Origin of the sequence: Vibrio profundi, assembly GCF_043642225.1 — a bacterium.
Taxonomy (GTDB): Bacteria; Pseudomonadota; Gammaproteobacteria; order Enterobacterales; family Vibrionaceae; genus Vibrio; species Vibrio profundi_A.
In genome coordinates this window covers 1-18,677 of record NZ_JBHZSF010000017.1, presented here as the reverse complement: position 1 = coordinate 18,677, position 18,677 = coordinate 1, and the positions used below count along the sequence as shown (strand labels likewise).

16 protein-coding genes and 2 pseudogenes are annotated in these 18,677 nt (G+C 43.0%); 6 read left to right on the top strand and 12 right to left on the bottom strand.

The features are described 5' to 3' along the window. Positions 1 to 42: 42 nt before the first annotated feature. The 4 genes from tdh to ACHUFI_RS19595 all read right to left on the bottom strand — a co-directional run bounded on the left by tdh (position 43) and on the right by ACHUFI_RS19595 (position 5,236). Positions 43 to 1,074, bottom strand: coding sequence for an L-threonine 3-dehydrogenase (gene tdh, locus ACHUFI_RS19610; RefSeq protein ID WP_061031177.1), 1,032 nt, complete (start codon positions 1,072 to 1,074; stop codon positions 43 to 45). Between the two features lie 107 nt (positions 1,075 to 1,181). Beyond that, positions 1,182 to 2,375 (bottom strand): glycine C-acetyltransferase, encoded by a 1,194-nt coding sequence (locus tag ACHUFI_RS19605; protein ID WP_394252233.1) that lies wholly within the window; start codon positions 2,373 to 2,375, stop codon positions 1,182 to 1,184. Positions 2,376 to 2,754: 379 nt separating this feature from the next. Next, positions 2,755 to 3,729 (bottom strand): chemotaxis protein, encoded by a 975-nt coding sequence (locus ACHUFI_RS19600; RefSeq protein ID WP_394252231.1) that lies wholly within the window; start codon positions 3,727 to 3,729, stop codon positions 2,755 to 2,757. Between the two features lie 262 nt (positions 3,730 to 3,991). Further along, the gene (locus ACHUFI_RS19595) at positions 3,992 to 5,236 is read right to left on the bottom strand and encodes an MDR family MFS transporter (protein ID WP_394252229.1); all 1,245 of its coding nucleotides are present in this window, start codon (positions 5,234 to 5,236) and stop codon (positions 3,992 to 3,994) included. 348 nt (positions 5,237 to 5,584) lie between these two features. Between ACHUFI_RS19595 and ACHUFI_RS19590 the strand changes: the two genes are divergently transcribed. Both ACHUFI_RS19590 and gloA2 read left to right on the top strand, forming a co-directional pair. Then, entirely contained in the window at positions 5,585 to 6,514 is a 930-nt protein-coding gene (locus ACHUFI_RS19590) for a LysR family transcriptional regulator (RefSeq protein WP_394252227.1), read from the top strand. Between the two features lie 2 nt (positions 6,515 to 6,516). Beyond that, a complete protein-coding gene (gene gloA2, locus ACHUFI_RS19585; RefSeq protein WP_394252225.1) occupies positions 6,517 to 6,900 on the top strand; it encodes an SMU1112c/YaeR family gloxylase I-like metalloprotein in 384 nt (127 codons plus the stop codon). A gap of 54 nt (positions 6,901 to 6,954) precedes the next feature. Here the strand turns inward: gloA2 and ACHUFI_RS19580 are convergent, their stop codons facing one another. The 4 genes from ACHUFI_RS19580 to ACHUFI_RS19565 all read right to left on the bottom strand — a co-directional run bounded on the left by ACHUFI_RS19580 (position 6,955) and on the right by ACHUFI_RS19565 (position 10,313). Further along, on the bottom strand, positions 6,955 to 8,391 hold the full coding sequence (locus ACHUFI_RS19580; RefSeq protein ID WP_394252223.1) for a PepSY-associated TM helix domain-containing protein: 1,437 nt from the start codon (positions 8,389 to 8,391) through the stop codon (positions 6,955 to 6,957). A gap of 100 nt (positions 8,392 to 8,491) precedes the next feature. Beyond that, on the bottom strand, positions 8,492 to 8,866 hold the full coding sequence (locus ACHUFI_RS19575; RefSeq protein WP_394252221.1) for a hypothetical protein: 375 nt from the start codon (positions 8,864 to 8,866) through the stop codon (positions 8,492 to 8,494). Between the two features lie 194 nt (positions 8,867 to 9,060). Beyond that, the gene (locus tag ACHUFI_RS19570) at positions 9,061 to 9,459 is read right to left on the bottom strand and encodes a cytochrome b562 (protein WP_394252219.1); all 399 of its coding nucleotides are present in this window, start codon (positions 9,457 to 9,459) and stop codon (positions 9,061 to 9,063) included. A 110-nt stretch (positions 9,460 to 9,569) separates the two neighbouring features. Then, entirely contained in the window at positions 9,570 to 10,313 is a 744-nt protein-coding gene (locus ACHUFI_RS19565; protein ID WP_394252217.1) for a phosphatase, read from the bottom strand. Between the two features lie 279 nt (positions 10,314 to 10,592). On the opposite strand from ACHUFI_RS19565, the gene ACHUFI_RS19560 reads away from it, so the two are divergent. After that, the gene (locus tag ACHUFI_RS19560; RefSeq protein WP_394252215.1) at positions 10,593 to 13,472 is read left to right on the top strand and encodes an HD domain-containing phosphohydrolase; all 2,880 of its coding nucleotides are present in this window, start codon (positions 10,593 to 10,595) and stop codon (positions 13,470 to 13,472) included. Between the two features lie 39 nt (positions 13,473 to 13,511). On the opposite strand, the gene ACHUFI_RS19555 is transcribed toward ACHUFI_RS19560, so the two are convergent. Further along, positions 13,512 to 14,447: a DMT family transporter gene (locus ACHUFI_RS19555; protein WP_394252213.1), complete on the bottom strand. Its 936-nt coding sequence runs from the start codon at positions 14,445 to 14,447 to the stop codon at positions 13,512 to 13,514. Between the two features lie 88 nt (positions 14,448 to 14,535). On the opposite strand from ACHUFI_RS19555, the gene ACHUFI_RS19550 reads away from it, so the two are divergent. Then, entirely contained in the window at positions 14,536 to 15,441 is a 906-nt protein-coding gene (locus ACHUFI_RS19550; RefSeq protein WP_394252211.1) for a LysR substrate-binding domain-containing protein, read from the top strand. An 81-nt stretch (positions 15,442 to 15,522) separates the two neighbouring features. Next, on the top strand, positions 15,523 to 16,260 hold the full coding sequence (gene modA, locus ACHUFI_RS19545; RefSeq protein WP_394252209.1) for a molybdate ABC transporter substrate-binding protein: 738 nt from the start codon (positions 15,523 to 15,525) through the stop codon (positions 16,258 to 16,260). Between the two features lie 115 nt (positions 16,261 to 16,375). Here the strand turns inward: modA and ACHUFI_RS19540 are convergent, their stop codons facing one another. Together ACHUFI_RS19540 and ACHUFI_RS19535 are read right to left on the bottom strand one after the other, a co-directional pair. Further along, a complete protein-coding gene (locus tag ACHUFI_RS19540) occupies positions 16,376 to 17,191 on the bottom strand; it encodes a TPR end-of-group domain-containing protein (RefSeq protein ID WP_394252338.1) in 816 nt (271 codons plus the stop codon). Positions 17,192 to 17,638: 447 nt separating this feature from the next. Then, a pseudogene (locus ACHUFI_RS19535) lies at positions 17,639 to 17,764 on the bottom strand (DNA mismatch repair protein MutT); the annotation flags it as partial. A 75-nt stretch (positions 17,765 to 17,839) separates the two neighbouring features. On the opposite strand from ACHUFI_RS19535, the pseudogene ACHUFI_RS19530 reads away from it, so the two are divergent. Beyond that, positions 17,840 to 18,178: pseudogene (locus tag ACHUFI_RS19530) on the top strand (transposase); the annotation flags it as partial. A 22-nt stretch (positions 18,179 to 18,200) separates the two neighbouring features. Here ACHUFI_RS19530 and ACHUFI_RS19525 read toward each other — a convergent pair. Further along, on the bottom strand, positions 18,201 to 18,584 hold the full coding sequence (locus ACHUFI_RS19525; RefSeq protein WP_394252207.1) for a hypothetical protein: 384 nt from the start codon (positions 18,582 to 18,584) through the stop codon (positions 18,201 to 18,203). Positions 18,585 to 18,677 lie beyond the last annotated feature (93 nt).

The following is an 18,677-nucleotide window of genomic DNA, read 5'->3' as shown; positions in this document are numbered from 1 at the left end:
GAACCCTAGGGTTCAGCTTTTTTCATTTAGACTTTAGGTAACTTATTCCCAATCTAGGATTACTTTACCAGACATACCAGAGCGCATCATATCGAAGCCTGCTTGGAAGTCGTCCACTTTGTAGTGGTGAGTAATGATTGGAGATAGATCTAGGCCAGACTGGATTAGTGAAGCCATCTTGTACCAAGTTTCGAACATCTCACGACCGTAGATACCTTTGATAACCAAGCCTTTAAAGATTACTTGGTTCCAGTCTACTGCCATGTCTGACGGTGGAATACCTAGTAGAGAGATCTTACCGCCGTGGTTCATGTTAGTTAGCATGCTGTTGAATGCTGATGGTACACCAGACATTTCTAGGCCTACGTCGAAGCCTTCTGTCATGCCTAGATCAGCCATTACATCTTCAAGCTTCTCTTCCATCACGTTTACAGCGCGCGTTACACCCATCTTCTTAGCTAGGTCTAGGCGGTATTCGTTTACGTCAGTAATTACAACGTGACGAGCACCTACGTGCTTAGCAACCGCAGCAGCCATGATACCGATTGGGCCAGCACCAGTGATTAGCACGTCTTCACCTACTAGGTCGAAAGAAAGCGCTGTGTGCACTGCGTTACCGAACGGGTCAAAGATTGATGCTAGATCATCTGAAATCTCTGCAGGGATCTTAAACGCGTTGAACGCAGGGATCACAAGGTATTCAGAGAATGCACCAGTGCGGTTAACACCAACACCAGTAGTGTTACGACAAAGGTGAGTACGGCCGCCACGACAGTTACGACAGTGACCACATGTGATGTGACCTTCGCCAGATACACGATCGCCGATTTCAAAACCACGAACTTCTTGGCCGATACCAACAACTTCACCTACGTATTCGTGACCTACAACCATAGGTACTGGGATCGTGTTTTGTGACCACTCATCCCAGTTGTAGATGTGTACGTCTGTACCACAGATTGCGGTTTTCTTAATACGGATAAGAAGATCATTATGACCCATTTCAGGTTTTTCAACCTCGGTCATCCAAATGCCTTCTTCAGGCTTAAGTTTAGAAAGTGCTTTAATTTTCATAATGTTACCTAGTTCATCTCGCCTAACTGCAAGGCGAGAATCAAAAATCTTATTGTTCTTATCTAATCATCACAGCATTATCGTTACGCCAACAAGCTGCAATAAAATTAGATGATACCCATGTCTTTACCAACTTGGATGAACGCATCGATTGCACGGTCTAGTTGCTCACGAGAGTGTGCTGCAGACATTTGTGTACGGATACGAGCTTGACCTTTTGGTACTACAGGGAAAGAGAAACCTACAACGTAGATACCTTTTTCTAGAGCGCGTTCTGCGAATTCAGCCGCTACTTTTGCATCACCAAGCATGATTGGAATGATCGCGTGGTCAGCACCACCCATAGTGAAACCAGCTGCTTCCATGCGAGTACGGAAGTGAGCAGAGTTTTCCCATAGTGTTGTACGTAGGTCACCAGATTCTGCTAGAAGATCTAGAACACGGATAGACGCCGATACGATTGCAGGAGCAACAGAGTTAGAGAATAGGTATGGACGAGAACGCTGACGTAGCCAGTCGATCACTTCTTTCTTACCAGACGTGTAACCGCCTGAAGCGCCGCCCATTGCTTTACCTAGCGTACCTGTGATGATGTCGATGCGGTCAACAACGTTGTGGAACTCATGAGTACCAGCGCCGTTTTCACCCATGAAGCCCACAGCGTGAGAATCATCAACCATGACTAGTGCATCGTACTTGTCTGCAAGGTCACAGATAGCAGGAAGGTTTGCTACTACGCCGTCCATTGAGAATACGCCGTCAGTTACGATTAGCGTGTGGCGAGCGCCAGCTTCTTTAGCAGCGATAAGTTGTTGCTCTAGCTCTTCCATGTTGTTGTTCGCGTAACGGAAGCGCATCGCTTTACATAGGCGAACACCATCGATGATTGAAGCGTGGTTTAGTGCGTCAGAGATGATTGCGTCTTCTTTACCTAGAATGGTTTCGAATAGGCCAGCGTTAGCATCAAAACAAGATGTGTACAGGATTGTGTCTTCTTTACCTAGGAACGTAGAGAGCTTTTGCTCTAGTTCTTTGTGAGAATCTTGAGTACCACAGATGAAACGAACTGAAGCCATACCAAAACCGTGCTGATCCATACCGCCTTTAGCTGCTTCGATAAGATCTGGGTGGTTAGCAAGGCCTAAATAGTTATTTGCACAGAAGTTCAATACTTCTTCACCAGTTGAGATAGAAACCGCTGCTTTTTGAGCAGAAGTGATAATGCGCTCAGACTTGTAAAGACCTTCTTCTTTAACTTCTTCGATTTGAGTTTGAATCTGTTGGTAAAATGCAGAAGACATTGTCTCATTCCTTCCTAGTTATTATTCAGCAGCATCGCGCGCCGCATTATGTAGGGATATAAACGATCCTAAAACGATCATTTACACTGTAAAACTAATATGAACATTTTAGTTGAACCATCAAGAAACGATTATCCCTCGGGCCGGAAAAACATTAATGAATCAAAATCACAAATAATTACTATTAATGATAGCGGTCACATAAATTGAGCGGTTTAGGTAATTATTGCTTATCTGAACATTCCATTGGTCGCACTGATATTAGAAAGAAGTGTTCTAGGCTCAGACTCTATGTATGGGTAGTCGCCCGCCTTAAAAAAGCACCACAAGACGCAGTGCTTTCCGGTTCTAGAAGTGGGTAAGGGAACTCGCCGGTATGCTAGTTGAAAATGTACTTGTCCATCATAGTAACCATCTTGCCAATCTCAGGTTTGGTGATCGTATCATTGGCGCCAAGGGCAAGTGCTTTGGCTCGGTTATCGTCACTCATTAAAGAAGAGAACATGATGACTGGCGTATTGCAGTAGGCCTCACTTTCTCGTAGGCGTTTAAGCAAATGCATACCATCCATTCTCGGCATTTCTACATCCGTGACGACCGCATTGACGAGTTCATTAGTCGGTAAGTTTTCTTCTTTGGCTGTTTCCGCTATTTCCATTAACTTGTCATGACCCTCACCACCATCCTTACAAGCAATCACGTTATAGCCCGCTGAGGTCAGCGTATCTTGGATTAACCCACGTATAAACGCTGAATCATCCACAACAATTACGGTTTTGGCGTTTCGCTTGGTGATCATGCGCTGGTTCAAATCGACAGATTTGTCGACGGTGACATCATATTTCTCCATGCTGAGCTCTGGATTAATGTCTGCAATGATCTTCTCGAAATCCAAAATCATAATTAGGTTTTTGTCTTTACGGACAACCGCCACTACACAATCTTGTTCACCCGCCTCTAGGAATTGGCTCGGAGACTCCACATCATTCCACGATATACGATGGATGCGGCTTATGCTGTCTATTAGGAAGCCATTCGTCATCCGATTAAAATCAGTCACAATAACGAACTTTTTCGCCATGTCTTTGCTCGTGGGTAATCCAAGCCAGCCCCCCAAATCGACAAGAGGGGTCAAAATATCACGGGAAGAAAATACCCCAACCATATGAGGCTGAGCATTAGGGTAATCTGTTGTTTCAGGTACTTGAATAACTTCGCGGACTTTAGCGACGTTGATGCCGTAATAGCACGTTTTCGTACTACCATCAGGGAGGTGCTTCACTAAATGAAACTCGATAATCTCCAGTTCATTTGTCCCACTTTCCGTAAGTATGGTGCTACTTGCTTCGCTCATATCGTTGCTTCTTATTTTTGTAATGATTTCAGTAGATTAAACTGAAAAGTCATGCTTGCTTTATTATTCTAGCACCACAAACTCTTACTTTTCCGTATAGGCAATTTCAATACCAACAAGCATTTGTGAGCCAGATATATTCACATATCTATCATTAAAAGTAGGAGTCGCAAGAGCACACGTCTAGTGAATCGTCTTTTGAAAATGCAAAAAGCCGCAGTTCTGAAGCATCAAAACTGCGGCTTGTACTCGCGATATATCTTTAGGCTTGAGTGATCGGTTCTCTTTCTACGCAATCTTCCGCATGTTCGGCTAGCCAATACAACCAAATCATGACGAGACATAAAGCAAAACAAAGAACAAATAACCAATTTGAGCTCAGCGTTTCAATCACTACACCTCCAACTAACGGGGCGATAGCAAAACCGAGGGAATACAAAGCCGCGGCACCAAAATATGAACCTCTCAAATGAGGAGGCGCCATTCGGTCTATCTGTACGTTCAAAGTTGGAAAAGCAATCACTTCACCAAGGCTCAATACAAAACAAGCGATTCCCCACCCTATTGGCCAATCTTCTGGTGTAAAGAGAAACCCTATTTGCGCGATCGCCATCAGCACCATGCCTATGCGTGTTCTCACAAATAAAGGGATATGTTCTAGCCACTTCAACATTGGAAACTGGAAGACTATGATCGTCAATGTATTCACTAACACCAAGCTAGCAATCAATTGGGCAGCATCGACAATATCAGAACGAACAATGACTTGAGGAATAGAAGATTCCACTTGGGCATACACAAACATCATGATGAAGTTTGCGATCATTAACTTCATGAAAATATTATCTTTTCTTATGACGTTTAGGGTGCTAGAAAAGTTAGGAATTGAACTTGCGTCAGGTTTGATGAATGTCTTTTTACGCTCAATACCAAACAACAACCAAAACCCATAAACCACGTAGGTCGCGCCAGTGATCAAAAACAAATTTTGAGGCTGAGACAACGCAAGTGTAATACCGAGTAAAGGCCCGAGCGCACCGCCTAAGTTAAGCAAGAAATAGCGAATATTCAGTGCTAATTCGCGATCTTTCAGATCTGCCAAGTTATCACCGATCACCGCTTTCGCAGGCGCCTCTATCATTGGCCTCATTAATCCAGTAAGCATAAGCAAAAAGTAAAATTGCCATATTTCACTCGCGAGCCCAATCCCGGTATACGCGATAGACGCCACCCAACTCCCTGCGACCATGACCCATTTTCGGCCAAATTTATCTGAGAGGTAACCTGAATACAGCCCTGTAGCCGCACCAACAACAGCAGAGGTGGCAAGCATGAAGCCCACTTCAATCGCTGATGCGCCATAATCTTGATAGAGAAAAACAATCAAAAAAGGCCAGGCCATGAAATAACTAGTGCGCGCGAGCAGAGTCCCTGTCAGAACCGTCCATACTGAAAAATTGAACCTATGCACTCTCTGTATTTGAAATAAGCTCTCCGATTTATCCATACACCATCCTTAGCCGACTAACTGGTTCTTGTTTATTATTCAGCCAGTATATGGATTTAGTTGGATAAATACAGATGTGAGTTAAAGTTTATCAAATCAACCAGTAAGTCTCTTAATGAAGCTCCCTGATGTTTGTACCCTTTTTCTGTTATCACTTCTTATTTACATGCCAATTAGAGTTAGGCTAGTTTCACTAAATCCGGTATTACCAAACGGAGCGCTTAATCTACCCAACCTTTTGGCGTATTATGACGCGACGTCTATTTATCTGCGCTTCATCAAAGCCCGATTCATGGTTTAGCAAAACCTCGACCATAAAAATGCCCGAATAACTGAGTGTACAATCTTATGATTAATCCGAAACTGATCGCGTTACTTCCTGACTTAGCTTCGTTTATATTGGTGGTGAACGAAGGCAGCTTTACTGCAGCGGCCAAACAACTCGGGGTTACGCCTTCAGCACTCAGTAAACTCATTACGCGCCTTGAAAAAGCTTTGTCAGTTAAACTTTTTGAAAGAACAACTCGAACCCTACTTATCACTCAAGCGGGTCAGCAAGTTTATGATCAAAGCATGGTGATGGTGAATGCAGCGCAGCAAGCCATAGACCTTTCCACATCAGACCATAGTGAACCATCTGGCTCACTAACAGTGGCTGCACCAGAAGCTTTTCTTAACTCCGTATTACAACCATTCGTCGTACCATTTCTGAAGCAATATCCTCAGATACAACTGAAGTTAAGGGCCGCTGATGGCGATATCGACCTATTCAAACAAGGCATTGATGTGGCTTTCCGCTTAACGGATAAACCCGATGAAAGCTTAGTACTTAAAGAGCTCGGTAAAACCAACCTAGTGCTGTGTGCTAGCCCTGAATACATAGAAGCCAAAGGGCTACCAGACCACCCAACTCAGCTGAGCTTGCACGACTGCTTGTACCTTGCAGAAAACGACAAAGATCATATCTGGGACTTCTTGAAAGATGATGAATTTCACACCGTCGCAGTTAGCGGGCCCTACGCAGTTAACCACTCACAAATGCGCCTCAATGGAGTGAAAGATGGCTTAGGAATTGGAATATTTCATGACTTTGTCATTCAAGATGCGCTGAAAGAAGGGAGAGTTGTCCCCGTTCTTGAAGATTGGACACTCAAAAGTAACTATCATGGTGCGATAGCCATGCAGTACGCACAAACCAAATACATGCCAGCCCGGCTTAGGGTATTCATTGACTACGCGATGAATCACTTAACCCATAAACTCGCGAGCGAGCAATAATCATGTTGAATGGAATCCATCATGCCGCAATCATTTGTTCAGACTATTCGAAATCGAAACATTTCTATACTGAGATCCTGAACCTTCCAATCATTGCGGAAAACTACCGCTCCGAGCGCGCGTCTTACAAACTCGACTTGCGCCTACCAGACGGTTCCCAAATCGAATTATTCAGCTTTCCTGAACCACCACCCCGTCCAAGTCGCCCCGAAGCTCAAGGGTTAAGACACCTCGCATTTATCGTCGATGATGTCACCGAAACAAAAAAGAAGTTGGAACTAAAAGGAGTGGAGGTAGAACCCATCCGTCTTGATGAATTCACTGGAAAGGCATTTACCTTTTTTGCAGATCCAGATGGACTTCCGCTGGAGCTCTATCAAAAATAATCTTGATTAACGTAATCCTCTCAAGCTGAGAACCCAACTTGAGAGGGTCATAGATTAACTAAATGCGAGCTTCAATTTTTCTACTCGCGTAAACACCAACCAATCTAATAGCAACACCAATACGATTGTTAACCCACCTAATGGGAATAAAATACAAATCGAGATAAGCGCAACAAGACCCGTTTTCCACAACCCAGCATCCGCAAACTTAGGTGGTGCACCCAATTGCTTCTTCCCAGACGGGCGGCGAATCCACCACATCACTCCGCCTGAAACAGAAATTAAGATAAATGCCAAACAGAACAGAGTATTAAACGCTTTGTTGATGACGCTGACATCCCCTTGGTGAAGCGCGATACCTGCCGCCATTGCTTTCGCCATCAAGTTATAATCTAACCAAGTAACGTCTGCTAGTACTTCACCAGAATACTGGTCAATATGTGTTGTTCTGTCTTGAGTTGGGTCGGTAATATCTCCGCTCATCGTATTGGCCGATAAGGTAAATACACCCGTTTCTGAACGAGGAAAGTTAAGTTTGTATTGAGTAAATCCTAGCTTTTCTGCTTTCGCGACCATCACATCAATACCAACGCCTTTTGCTGAGATCAAATCAGTCGTGTGATCACCTTCCATATTCGAATGGTCGTGTGACTTCGGTAGTGGTGTTTGCTCCAAATTCCACGGTATTTCTTCCTCTGAACCGTGGTTCAGCGAAGCGTGTGTTTGCGTAGAAAGAGGCACATCATTCCATTTTTGAGCAGGGAATGAGCTCCACGCTTGAACCATCTTGCCGCCCCAAATGCCAGCCCATGCAAGTCCTGACAATACGAACAACAGTAGAACTAGCGAAAGTACGCCACCAACATTTGCGTGCAAGTCGCGCATTAAGAACCGAGTCCCTGATGACAGGCGAATTTTAAGAAAACCAGCTTTAGTTGCGTTATCTCGTGGTAGCCACAAATAAATGCCACTTACGAGCAATAAGATTGAGAGGCTCGCAGATATCTCGATTAGGTAATCTCCCCAATCACCAATTAGAAGCGAGCCATGAATATCATTCGCCAATTGATACCAACTGTCGCTGCGATCTATTTCACCTAACACTTGATTTTTATAAGGGTCCAAGGTGACAAACACCGAAGAGCCATCCTCAAATTTCACAGAGAAACGGTTCGCCAGCCCTTGCTCTTTTCCCGGAATAAATTGAGTGACATTGCCGTGTGGGTAGGCAGTCTGAACAGCAAGTAACTGCTCGGAAGCGGCGTGTTGTTGACCAGATACCGAAACTTGTAAGATATCTTGATAACGAACCATTTCAATTTCGTCATCAAAAAGCATCACTAAGCCCGTTAGACTTAACATGATCAAAAAAGGGACAACGAATAACCCAGCGTAGAAATGCCAACGCCAAGTAAGAAAATAAAGGGTTTTAGAGCGTGATTCGCCAGAGTTGGTGTTCGTCTGTGTAGCTTGAGAGTCATTTCTCAACATTGCGTTTTCCTTTTACACGCACGCAGTCGCATTCTGGGTTAACCAGAAAGTTGAGTGAGCACGTTAACTTTACTTATTATCTAATTTATTAATTTTGTTGTTATGCGTATTGCATAGAGTGATAAGACAATAAAAAAGAAGGGGGAGCGCGGGGAGCTTGCTTCTTAAAGCGTTCGCTTAGAGCCAAAAAAGCGTAGCTATCAGAAACAATCAGACTATGCCGAGTGGCTAGTAAAGTAGTCGGAAGTTCATCATGGTGAAAGGTTGAAAAATGGCTAAATGGACACGGTTTTCCATTGTGTGTCTCAGGCTGTCCCTCTTCAACTTGGACAAGCTCAAAGCCATTAACTGTACATAACGTTGCCCATACTCCCGCACTGTTACCATGAGCATTGATAACAGGCATTAACGTTACCAGCAGCCAGCTTAAAGCAGACGCAAATAACATTGAGAAGTTAAATGGGGTTTTGCGCATTATTTGCAGGGTTTATAAATTTGCGACATTATGGATCAAGCTGGCAACACAAGATAGTGATATAGAGGGCGTTTATTATTTATTGAAGCTAACGCACGTTACTCGTTTGTAAATGGATAATAAGAAAACAAAAAAGCGCCTCAATTGGCGCTTTTTTAAATCAAGTTTGAAACGTTGAATGTTTATCCTCGAGGTTAGCCGAAGATTTTGCTCCAGATACTTGGGTTACGTCTGTCGTGATATTCGATTCTCAGAGAATCAATTTCACGCAACTCCTGCTGAGCTTGCTCCAAGTTACCCTGCTCTAATTGAGCTTCAATATTATCGATAGAAAGAGACAGTTTCTTAAAGCCTTCCATATACAAAGCTTCTTTTTCAGTCGGGTATACCCCTTGCTTCGCCCCCAAAATCAAGGCGTCTAACTCTGCAATTGGCTTTTGCATTTCTTCAACACTTTGCGCTTCTGCAGCTTGCTTAAAGGCAAGCTTCATTTCTTGCATGTTTTTTTTAAGTTCTGAGCTTTTCGCAAAAACTGGTGCAGCGACTAATGACGCAGCTAACAATCCCGACAGTAAAATAGAGCGGTTTTTCATTACATCTCCAAGCTAAATGGTGCCATTGGCATTTTTATTATGGCGCTAGTGTAACCAATATTTACCTTCATAGAGACAAATATGTGTTTCGAAATGCGTAAAGACCAAACCTAAAGTTCTGAGTACTCTGCGATTGGCTCGCGCCCGCGTAACTGTAAGAAGTCTAAAAATTGTCTAGGGGAGTGCGTGATGACCTTACTGCTATCAAATCCAACTTTGTCGAGTAGGTCTGAGACTAAATTTAACCCGCCCACATCTTGGCAAAAATGGGCATCACTTCCCGTCGTAATGAACACGCCTAACTCTTTAGCGATTGAGGCAATCTCGTAACAACGTTCAACGCTCCCCACTCGGCTCTTTCCTTTTAAAGTGGTGTTGTTTATCTCAATGGCGACGTTGTGCTCTTTTGCACATTTGATCACGGTATCAAATTCGAAGTCAAAGTTAGGATTTCCTAAATGCCCCAATGCGTCGACACGCCCGCTTTCTATCGTATTTAAAAGGGCTTGGGTATGACTTGCCTTATCTGAAGGACGAAATACTGGCTCATGAAAACTAGCAATCACCCAGTCAAGGTTACGATCAACGCTTGGGTGAATGTCAATTTCACCCTGAACATTCAGAATATTCGACTCTACGCCGCGAATAATCGCGATATCATGAATAAACCTAGGCAAGACTCGTTGGTTACTGAAAAACCAATAGTGAGGAGCCCCCGGCATCGATTCTGAATGATCCGTGGTGCAGAACATTTCTATTCCATTTTCTTTAGCAGATTGGGCATTTTCAATCAGGGTGCTATAGGCGTGGCCACTTGCGTAAGTATGAGTGTGAGTGTCGACCAGTAACTTCATCGAATATTGCTCAGAGTAGTCATCAATAGTGCAAGTCTAACAGCCTCATTACTAATTGAGGAGCAATTCACCAAAAGTTAATTATTAACCACTCATTTCAAGCCCAAAAGCTTCACCAAACTTCACGTAGTCCCACTTTTGAGCCTGACCATAGCCAGTGAGTAATTTGTTAGTAGCTTAACTTAAGGTCAAATTCAACCTACTAAATTTTGGTTGTTTTTTTTGCAACCTTAGAATCATAGGCAATACTTAAACGAGTTCGTTCTCACGGAATTTTGAATGAAGAAACGCCGCTACCCGCTAAGTATACATATTACGAGCCTCTTTTTAGTCTTGACGACCATAGTTGGTATAGTACTTATCACGATTAGCTATCGCCATTCCCAAGAACTATTAACGGGAACCGCTCAAGAACTCAGTAAAGAGCACAGTAATAAACTTGAATCCGTATTCAAGCAAGCTGTCGCGCCTGTATTAACCACATTAGATTTCATGGCTGTCAGCTCCTTCATAAGGCACCAAGGTCAATCCCTAGAACAGCGGCCTTGGCTAGCTTCCATCGACCTCATTTTTAAACAAAACCCCAACTTAGTCGCACTATTTTATACAGCAAATGACGGCGCTTTTACTATTTTCAGGCCATTAGGAACAAACAAATTACGAGAGGCTGCCGGCGCACCGCCAAAAGCAACCATGATGATCAATAGTGCCGATTTAACAGGTAAGAATGAAACCATCTACCTGGACGGGAACCACAAACAGATAGGCTATAAGAAAGACAACGATAATACATTTGACCCTAGAACTAGGCCTTGGTTTACCAACGCAGAGAGCGATGGGGAAATTCGATTGTCCAAACCGTATTTGTTCCACTTCCTGAAAACAAGCGGTATCACGCTTTCAAGACGCTCAGCAGACGGTGAGCACGTTATCGGTGCAGACTTCACCCTACAAAGCCTATCAACTCAAATTAGTAAGCTCGCCTATTCGCCACAAACCAAGCTCGCGTTATTCGATAACGAATTTCAGTTACTAGGTCAGCATCAACTTGGGTTAGATATGAGCATGCCTCATGAACAACAACAGGTGGCATTGCGGGAAAGCGTACTTGCGAGCCTTCTCAACGAAGATAGCTATGAAAAGCCGCTATTTAAAGAAGTGAATTACAACTTAAGTGCTTGGTCGCTGACTATCGCTCCAGTCACACTCACAGACAATGTCACCCTGTTACTCGCTGAAGCCACCCCACAAAACGATCTGCTGGCCGACTTACTGTCCATGCGAGATAAGCAAATTACAGTGGCGATCATCCTGCTCATCACTTGTTTTATATTTGTATGGTTGATAGCCAAAAGGCTAGCACTGCCTTTGCAAAACTTGGTAGAGCTTACCGATAATATCGCTCGCTTTGATTTCAAACGAACTCACTATCCAAAGAGTATGATAAAAGAGGTCTCTAACCTCACTTTATCCATCGAGCTCATGGAGCATACGCTTCACGATTTGCTTAACTTATTGCGTGATACCGCAAGCAACCAAGAGTTCAGCGTATTAGCTAAAACTGTGGCTCACCAAAGCTATTTGATCACCAAAGCTGAAACCATCGTGTTGTTTGTTCAATCTGAAGAAACCGACAAATTCACTGTTGCGGCAAACCATGCCATTATTCCTTTTAAAGCAGACATTAATGAATTCATTAAAGATACAGCTTGGTTACTTTCAAAACTGAAATCCGGTGAGACCATCCATATTAACCGAGACGATAACGCTCTAAAACGCCATCAAAACTCCATCTTCAATTCCGATATTTATCTGTTCCCACTCCTAAACAGAGAAAAGCAACTCGTCGGAATTGTTGTGATTGGCTACGAACGTGCAATTACTCAAATGCAAGCCGATAAACATGCCTTTTTAAGAGAGCTACTCAGTTTTGCCGAAATTGCTAAAGACAATATCGACCAAATGCAGCAGCAAAAAGACATGCTAAATGCATTCATCGAACTGATCGCTTCTGCCATAGATACAAAATCTCCATATACGGGAGGACACTGTCAGCGAGTGCCAGAATTAACTAAATGGCTCACTGAAGTCACCGAACAAGACCAACGTTATTTCCCTCACTTCAATTTGAACAACAAACAATGGGAAGAACTTAATTTGGCCTCTTGGCTCCACGATTGTGGCAAGGTTACGACCCCAGAATATGTGGTTGATAAAGCGACTAAGCTTGAAACGATTTACGACCGAATTCATGAGGTCAGAATGCGCTTCGAAGTACTGAAAATTCAGGCTGAGTCCGATTACTGGCAAGCGGTGAGTAAAGGCGAAGATGAGGAGAAACAAAAAGCGTTACTCAACCAAACACACGCAGAACTTGATGAAGAGTTTGCGTTCGTCGCGGAGTGTAATTTGGGCAGTGAGTTCATGGCCGATGAAAAGGTCGAGCGTCTGCAAAAAATCGCTAGCCGTACTTGGAAAAGAACGCTCGATGATCAACTAGGGGTTTCGTGGGTGGAAAAACAACGTCATGAAACAAAAGCTTATCTACCTACCATGGAGCCATTACTCGCCGATAAGGATGTACACCGTATTCCGTGGCAACAAGGCTTTAGCCCGATGGATGTTTGGAAAGAAGATTTTGTGCTCACGCCTGGCAAGGTCAAATATGACAGAGGAGAATTGCATAACCTCTCTATTAGACGAGGAACATTGAATGATGAAGAGCGCTTCATAATAAATGACCACATCATCCAAACTCTTTCGATGTTAGAACGACTTCCCTACCCTGAACACTTACAAAATATCCCAAGTATTGCAGGCGGCCACCATGAACGAGTCGATGGTAAAGGCTACCCACGAGGCTTAGATCAAGAGCAACTCTCCATTCCCGCAAGAGTGATGGCAATTTCTGATGTATTTGAAGCGCTGACTTCCAGTGATAGGCCATATAAAAAAGCGAAAACGCTCACTGAGTCGTTGAATATCATGACAGAGATGGCAACCAGCGGACATATAGACCCTAAACTGTATGTGTTGTTCTTAGAGGGCGAAGTCGACCAAAAATACGCTAAGGCTTTCCTTGATGAGAAACAACATACTGAAGTCGATAGAGAGCAACACATCCTTAAAGTCAAAGAATATATACGCTCCCTATTCTAACCTTCAAAACACAATTTTCTTTTAGTGGCACTCCTTACTTCAAAAAGAACGAGTGCCTATCTTTATCCCCCCAAATCGGTGTTGATTCAGTTTCGGCCAAAAGCTATTAAAAAGGCTGGCTGAAATAATAAACAATATGCCTAGCACTTGCGTACGACTAAATTGGTCTTCAAAAAACAAGTACTGCCAAAGCCCAGTAAACATCAAATTGGTATAAATTAGTGGTGCTAATTGTGAGCTGCTCTTTGATACCGCATAAGCTTTTGCGCGAAAGACTTGCGTATTGATGATCAAACAAGACATGACTAACACGCCAACGGCAACCACTCCCCAAAGGTAGCGGCTTTGCATCCACTGAAAGTCCACATGACCAATAACACTCGAACCAATAAGAAAAGGACTAACTATTGCGCTGGCAATCAAAAAGGTCCACGCGTTCAGCTCTACAGGAGTCATCTTACCCTTCGATGCTCGATACAAACTCAATTGCGACCCCGAGTTAAATATTCCCGCAAGCACGCCAATCATTAACTCAGCACGCATTTCTATTTGTGTCGGGTCACCTGCCATCAGTAAAACACCACCAAATGTCATCAATAAAGCAACAATAGTAAACAGCGGAATTCGAGTGCCAAAGATTAGTTTTTCTAACACCGGGATAAATAAGGGTCCTGAACTGAATAGTACGATGCTTTCAACCAAAGTCAGAGTTTGTAACGACAATAGAAAACACACTTGGCATGCCGCAATACAGAGCCCTCGAATCACGAGCGGCTTAAACGTTAGCCAAGAAAAAGTTCGTATCGTTTTCATGCTAAGAAGAGCAAACAATAAAAGTGCTGGCGCAGCAAAACGAATAAAACTAAGTTCCTCAACAGATAATATTTGTGAAAGATACTTTGCGATTAGCCCAGTGAACGAAAGGCTAAACGTAGAAAGCAACATAAACGCAATAGCGTGAGAATTTTTTGACATTTCCACCTCCTGATGACGATATTCTAATCAGGTGACGAATGGATAAATAGCGAGTAATATTGAACTAACCTGTAAGGAAAACTTACCAATGAGAAAGCTAGTCCCGTTAAAATCTATCTATTCATTTGTCGCGGTTTCAGAAACTGGCAGTATGACCGAAGCTGCTAATCTGCTTTGTGTCAGCCACTCAGCGGTCAGCCAATCCATTAAATCTTTAGAGCAACAAATAGGTAAACCCCTATTTCAAAGAACCGGCAGAAACGTAAAACTCAACGCTGATGGTAAGCGTTACTATAAAAAAGTAGCACCAGCATTGGAGAGTATCGTGAATGCTACAGACGAGCTTATCCATGCTGTAGAAGATCATCGGGTAACATTGAATATGATCAACTCACTCGCAATGCATTGGTGGATCCCCAGAGTTCAAGGGTTTCAAGAGTTTGCCCCTAATATGGATGTCAGGATTTCGACTTTGACTGGCGTTTTTCAACTTGAAAAGCAAGGCATTGACGCAGCACTCGTTCATGGTAACCCCGATGATTGGCAAGACTATTATTGTGAGAAGTTGAGTGACGATGAACTTATCATGGTGTGCAGCCCTGAGCTTCTTTCTAAAAGTTGTAAGCTCAGTCCAAGCGAGCTAATAGAACGTTTCCCCGTAATCAATGTAACGAATGACCGACGCAAGCATGATTGGTCCGTATGGTGTGACGCCCATAATGTTCCTGTTCCATCGGGTAGAAACAACCTATCTTTTCCGGTTTCTATCCAAGCTGTGCAAGCTACAATTCGTAAACTCGGGATTTTCATCACTCATAGGCAGTTTGTAAGAGACGATATCGCTCACGGACTACTTCGGGAAATTGGTCCGGCGATCAAAAACCCTCATCAAAACTTTTATTTTGTATGCCCCCCAGAGAAGCTAAAACTGGAAAGTGTCATACAACTTAGAAGTTGGCTACGTAACGAATTTAAAGCCCCTTACAATCACTGACCAAGCCGATAAAATACTTACGTACAGAACCGAACTAAAACGATAAAATATTATTTACCCCTACAAAGCCTAATGGAAATCATGAAAAAGATTAGTACCCTGTTACTTACATTGTTGTCTTTTACGGCACACGCTGAAGAAACTATCCGAGTTTACGCAGCCTCTTCGATGACAAACGCTATCACAGAGTTGTCAGCTGCGTTTACTCAATCGCATGACGTAAAAATCACACCAGTGTTTGGTGGCTCTTCTTCACTCGCAAGACAAATTGAAAGAGGTGCGCCTGCGGATATTTTCATTTCTGCAAACCAAAAGTGGGTTAACCATTTAGTTAAACAAGGGACAATCAAACAAGACAACGTATCTATTTTTGCAAGTAATAGCCTGGTTCTAATTTCGCCAAAAGATTCAACTGTGAGCTTTGACGTCGCTGAGCAATCAGAATGGGGACATCACCTTGAAAACCAACGCTTAGCCATTGGCCAGCCTGATAGTGTGCCAGCTGGCATCTACTCTAAAGAAGCACTGAAAACTTTGGGGGTGTGGGAAGCGGTAGACCGTAACTTGGCATCAACAAAGAATGTCCGCGTGGCATTAGTTCTGGTCGAACTGGGCGAAGCACCACTGGGTATGGTGTATAAGACCGATGCAATGGCGAGTGAAAAAGTCAGAATCGTTCATCATTTCAATGACTTCCTTCATTCTAAAATTGATTATCCACTTGCAAAAATCTCGAACTCGCCAGCAACTGAAGATTTCATGAAGTATTTAAAGAGTGCCCAAGCAAAACAGATTTTAGAGCGTTACGGCTTTAAGTAATCAATGCTTATTGCCTACTTTGACGAGAGTCAAGTCATCGATAAAGTAGGCAATACCAGTCAAATCGCATTGAGGTAGCATCGCTTTGAATACGCGCGACTGTCGCCTTTGGAAGTTACTCCTCTAGCAAAGCTTCAAACCTGTCTAGCCCTCGTAACATCTCGAAATCTGGCTCTTCCGCAATTAACTCTCTCATAGAGCCACTAGCCTCTACTGAGCGAATCAAATCATCGATCGCCTGCCCTTCTGCGCCCAAGCGAGCATAGGCACACGCCCTTTGATATAAAGCATGAGCGTTACTGTCATCCACTTCGAGCACTTTGTTACATAGGCTCATCGCCCAATGATATTCTTGAATTTCCATTGCGGCGTCGGCTTTGTACGTTAGCGCTTCGAGGTCTCCCGGACGAATCTTCAGAATCTCATCGTAAGTCTCGATTTTTTGCTCTGCTGTTTGCGCATTCTGCGCTCTCAACCAAAGGTTATGTATTTCATTAATGATCTCAATCTCTCGGTTGTTCTCAGAGATAATTCGCGTCTTACGTTTCAAATCCCTTTCTAGTGCTAAGAACTTTTTCTCATACTCTTGAGCGATTTTGTTTAAGCGTTGGTCAGCCATTTCTTTGGTGTTGTGTTTAATGTCTTTTAACGACTGCCACCCGATCAGGGCAATAAGAGACGCCACGCCTGCAATAATGTAGAAAAAGTACGTTACCGTCACGTTTACATAATTTAATGACTTATCGGCCACATCTAGCTCTCTATCAGTAATCTGAATCGTTAGGCGACGCTCTAAATCCTGCTGATCGGTTCTCAGGCTTTTTAACTCATCAAGTATGTAACGCTCGACTAATGGCCGATCAACATATTCCTTTTCAGAGTATTTCACTTCTTCAGCAAAAATAGACCATGATGAAATCATCAACAGCATCGCCAATACCACAGCTCGAAGCATCACAAAATCCTTTTCTAATTCAATTTACTAGTCAGTCATATACATGAGTTTACGAAGAATCTAGCGTTTGACCAAACCGTGTCGATATTCTCTTCGAAGGCATCACAATATTGTCACTTCAAAATTCGGCCATATGCCTAGATTTAGGTCTCACCATGTAATATTCACCAAACTAATAATTACATAATTTCTGCATACTAAGTCGCACTAAGGCTAGGAAACATGCTCAAAGTCACATTAAGCAATTGTTGATATTTTACACAGCGCAACCTAGTTAGTACTTTAGATCTAGACAAAAACTTCGCTTGATTGTCTCGTAGTGAACCTCGGGGGTGAGGAAAGCTGCCAATAAAAAACGCCTCAAACTATTTCGGTAGTCTGAGGCGTTTTTTCATGTTCGGCTCGTGTTCGAGTAGACTGAAGCTACAACATTTCTTTAGCAATCAAATGCAGCAAAAACGTTTCGCGCTCAATGCTCATGCCCTTTTTCGGGCTCTCGGCCATGGTCTTCTCGTTATGAGCAATGGCCTCATGAATGTTAATCCAAATAATATTAACTATAGAAATTAAAACTTTAAAATCATAACCTTAGAATAAAACAGAAAATAAAATGGCGACAAAGTGGCGACAACTATCATAAGTAACGTTCCTGAACTTGGCTTTATCACCAATAAACAAGCGTCTTCTCTTATCGGTGTCGCTCCAATAACAAGAGAAAGTGGACGCCTCAAAGATAAGCGGATGATCCAAGGTGGGCGTGCCCAAGTTCGCACAGTTTTATACATGGCCATGATGTCCGCCATACAATGTAACCCGGTATTTAGGGCTACTTATGAACGATTACTTGCGGCAGGAAAACCAAAAAAAGTAGCGATAGTTGCCTGTATGAGAAAGATGGTTGTGATACTAAATTCGATGCTAAGAGACGGCATTATGTGGGATGAAGATAGCGCCAAAAATTAGCTATTGACGCAATAGTCTCTTGTTATACATACATTACACCATAGGTTGCTAGCAAGCCGATTGGAAGGAGCAATATCCATTGTGGAAGCTTTACTAAAACCTTAGCTCCAAAAAAATACAACCCAACCACCACAAACACTATTGCATACAGAATATATAAAAAACCTAGCAATTGGATTAGGAAATCGAGTGAATCAATACCATACCAACCGACGTATAAAAGCATAAGTGAGCTAACAAATAAAGTGACCGAGACAAGGTGCCAACAAGCTAGAAGCGTTGCTTTCGGGGTATCATCAAGCTTCGACTTAAGAAAAGGTCTAACCGGATCTATTTGACCGGCAAATACATGCACTAACGTAGTAAGCAGGGCTAATAACCCCGAGCTAAATATCCATATATTCATAATATTCTCCGTATGTATAACGAATGATATGGACTCCCTCTACCTGACACTCTGCGTGCCATACTGACTTAGTACACGCTGAAGAACTGGAGG

What these genes read in the sequence shown, in the direction of transcription:
- ACHUFI_RS19590 (WP_394252227.1), top strand. Translation starts at nt 5,585, where the DNA reads ATGATTAATCCGAAACTGATCGCGTTACTTCCTGACTTAGCTTCGTTT.
- tdh (WP_061031177.1), bottom strand. Translation starts at nt 1,074, where the DNA reads ATGAAAATTAAAGCACTTTCTAAACTTAAGCCTGAAGAAGGCATTTGG.
- ACHUFI_RS19525 (WP_394252207.1), bottom strand. Translation starts at nt 18,584, where the DNA reads ATGAATATATGGATATTTAGCTCGGGGTTATTAGCCCTGCTTACTACG.
- ACHUFI_RS19540 (WP_394252338.1), bottom strand. Translation starts at nt 17,191, where the DNA reads ATGCTGTTGATGATTTCATCATGGTCTATTTTTGCTGAAGAAGTGAAA.
- modA (WP_394252209.1), top strand. Translation starts at nt 15,523, where the DNA reads ATGAAAAAGATTAGTACCCTGTTACTTACATTGTTGTCTTTTACGGCA.
- ACHUFI_RS19565 (WP_394252217.1), bottom strand. Translation starts at nt 10,313, where the DNA reads ATGAAGTTACTGGTCGACACTCACACTCATACTTACGCAAGTGGCCAC.
- ACHUFI_RS19595 (WP_394252229.1), bottom strand. Translation starts at nt 5,236, where the DNA reads ATGGATAAATCGGAGAGCTTATTTCAAATACAGAGAGTGCATAGGTTC.
- ACHUFI_RS19580 (WP_394252223.1), bottom strand. Translation starts at nt 8,391, where the DNA reads ATGTTGAGAAATGACTCTCAAGCTACACAGACGAACACCAACTCTGGC.
- ACHUFI_RS19555 (WP_394252213.1), bottom strand. Translation starts at nt 14,447, where the DNA reads ATGTCAAAAAATTCTCACGCTATTGCGTTTATGTTGCTTTCTACGTTT.
- ACHUFI_RS19560 (WP_394252215.1), top strand. Translation starts at nt 10,593, where the DNA reads ATGAAGAAACGCCGCTACCCGCTAAGTATACATATTACGAGCCTCTTT.
- ACHUFI_RS19605 (WP_394252233.1), bottom strand. Translation starts at nt 2,375, where the DNA reads ATGTCTTCTGCATTTTACCAACAGATTCAAACTCAAATCGAAGAAGTT.
- ACHUFI_RS19570 (WP_394252219.1), bottom strand. Translation starts at nt 9,459, where the DNA reads ATGAAAAACCGCTCTATTTTACTGTCGGGATTGTTAGCTGCGTCATTA.
- ACHUFI_RS19550 (WP_394252211.1), top strand. Translation starts at nt 14,536, where the DNA reads ATGAGAAAGCTAGTCCCGTTAAAATCTATCTATTCATTTGTCGCGGTT.
- ACHUFI_RS19600 (WP_394252231.1), bottom strand. Translation starts at nt 3,729, where the DNA reads ATGAGCGAAGCAAGTAGCACCATACTTACGGAAAGTGGGACAAATGAA.
- ACHUFI_RS19575 (WP_394252221.1), bottom strand. Translation starts at nt 8,866, where the DNA reads ATGCGCAAAACCCCATTTAACTTCTCAATGTTATTTGCGTCTGCTTTA.
- gloA2 (WP_394252225.1), top strand. Translation starts at nt 6,517, where the DNA reads ATGTTGAATGGAATCCATCATGCCGCAATCATTTGTTCAGACTATTCG.